Genomic DNA, 2,357 nt, shown 5'->3' with positions numbered 1-2,357 from the left:
GCCCTTCAGTATCTATCCTAATTTATTACTGATACCCGCTGCATTTTTAGTTGGAACAGCAATTTCAATCGCCTCTGCCAGTTTTAAAAAATATTTGTAATAAAAACCTCTCCTATCCGATTTTAGGTTATTTATTCTAATTTGTGATAATTATCACAATATATATTTATTTTTCATATTGATTTTTGTTGTTGTCATTAAGTATAGTTATCAATTAAGTATGTATCCCCTGTATAAGGTAAGAAATGTGCCGTTGGCTAATAAAGAAAGTAAGTAAAAAATATAAAGATATCTATAACGTTTTTGCTTCTCGCTCTAAGTCTGAAAAACATTGTTGTGTTGCTAATCATATTTGCTGTGTTGTTTTTATAATATTATTACTGCTTATCAATTATGATAGGATTATTGCTGAAATTACAACACCAATTCGTTGTTCAATGGCAAGTGAAATTAAGGTGCTTATGTCAGTAGAAGAATGGCAAAAACAACGGGGGATTGAGAAGTTAAGACCAATTAAAGATTCACTAGAACGTGAGCCATTAGTTAAATTAAGTTATGATCTGACTTCTCTTGAAAAAAAACAAATCCCACAATTTATTAATGTTAATAATATGGTGTATACACTTCAAAGTGTAATTCCACATACAAAAATAGCAACTTATTTTCATGAAAAAAATTATCTAAATATCTTTATTACATATTATTTACTTATTTATGATTTGGAATTAAACAAACCAATCCTAAGTGCAGAACAAGTATATGGACAATATTGGACTTTAATGGGGCCAGGTTCTAATTGGGTAAAATGCGATAAAAGTAATTCATCTGAATTAACAGTAAAATCTTATCAATATAATTTTTAAATAAATAGGAGATAACCAATGAATGAACATGAAATACTACGAGATAAAGCCTTATTAAGTGCAGCGGCATATACTGATTTCTTTGATAAAAATGGACAAAAAATAGATTTTGACAATACAGATCTTCATGGTGCTCTTGGGAAATATAGTACATTTACTTTAGATGATATTAAATACTTTACTACCAATTTTGAAGTTCTCCATCAACAATTAGAAACTTCAAGTGGTTTTTCAGCAGTCTTGATTAAGGATAAACGTACTGGTCAAGTCACTTTCGCGATTCGTGGTACACAGGAAATACAAGATTATTATCAAGATGCTAATTTAGCGTTACAAGGTATTGCTTTACACCAAATTGTAGATGCAACTAATTATTTATTAAAGTTGATGACGCCAATAGGGCAAAAATATCACCACTTACAAATAGATCCAAAAGCAATAATAAGTTATCAAGGGTTAGGCCTATCTATAACAGATCATCTACGAAGTCAATGGATAAATATAGAAAAAGAAGGTGATGGTTTAGGTTTAATTTCAGGGAATATCGATCTTACGGGACATAGTTTGGCTCATTCTATTGCTATATCATTATCAACAATTTTTAAAAATATAAGTACGGTTAGTGGGTTTAATGGAGCTGGTGCAGGGTTATCTGAAAATTCAGAAACACTTAAAAGAATGGCATTACTTTCTGGGCAACAGTTTGATTTAGATAGAGGTGTTGCCAAAGCAACAAACTATGTAGGGGAAGGTCCAAGAATAATAGCAGGGACTTTAACTTACCCTCAAAATGGCCATCTAGTTGTTCTAAAAACAGGAAGCAGTGCTCATGGTATAAGGACTATATTGGATTATTTTGAGTATAGAAATTTATATACTGTTAAAGGGGATTCAGTCACTGTAAATAATGCTTTTGATCTTATGAGAATTGCTGATGCTAATACTAATCGTAAGATTATTCTTGATAGTGGTAAAGATATTGCCTTCTCGTCAAATGCTTTATCTTTTGTTACTGAACGTGAAGCATTAAATGCGGATGCAAAACGAGATGGTGGTGTAGCAAATACTTTAAATACCGCGCGTTATTATTCAGCGTTAGATGGGTTCCGTGTTTCTAATTATAATGAATCATCCGATCCATTGTCAGATTATTTAAAGAAGACAGGTAATAATGGTGGAACGGCACTTCAAAATGCTGCAATTCGAGTGAATAGTGCCAGTGGTTGGGCGAGTAGGCGTTTACCAATTGATCCATTGGTTATTGATTTAAATGGTGATGGTATTAAATTAACGCGTTATACAGATACTCCAATACTATTTGATATTGATAATGATGGAGGCTCATTAGAAGAAACGGGGTGGGTCAGTGCAGCTGATGGGATTTTAGTTCGTGATTTAAACAATAATGGCAAAATTGACAATATCAGTGAAACCTTTTCTGAATACTACGCGGGTAAAGCAGGACGTAATGGGGAAAGTGGTGAAAAACGTTTT

Annotated in this window: 3 protein-coding genes; all 3 read left to right on the top strand. The window is 32.3% G+C overall.

The window, feature by feature from the left end; all coding sequences use genetic code 11:
- Positions 1 to 100: DUF4400 domain-containing protein (locus PF272_RS02105; protein WP_333781482.1), on the top strand; the 100-nt coding region annotated here is incomplete at its 5' end.
- A gap of 145 nt (positions 101 to 245) precedes the next feature.
- Positions 246 to 863: a hypothetical protein gene (locus tag PF272_RS02100; RefSeq protein WP_271141432.1), complete on the top strand. Its 618-nt coding sequence runs from the start codon at positions 246 to 248 to the stop codon at positions 861 to 863.
- Between the two features lie 18 nt (positions 864 to 881).
- Positions 882 to 2,357 (top strand): alpha/beta hydrolase family protein (locus PF272_RS02095; RefSeq protein ID WP_461782253.1); only part of this gene is annotated, 1,476 nt, incomplete at its 3' end.

The sequence above is a fragment of the Gallibacterium faecale genome (assembly GCF_027920745.1).
GTDB lineage: Bacteria > Pseudomonadota > Gammaproteobacteria > Enterobacterales > Pasteurellaceae > Gallibacterium > Gallibacterium faecale.
This window is presented reverse-complemented; position numbering and strand designations above follow the sequence as displayed.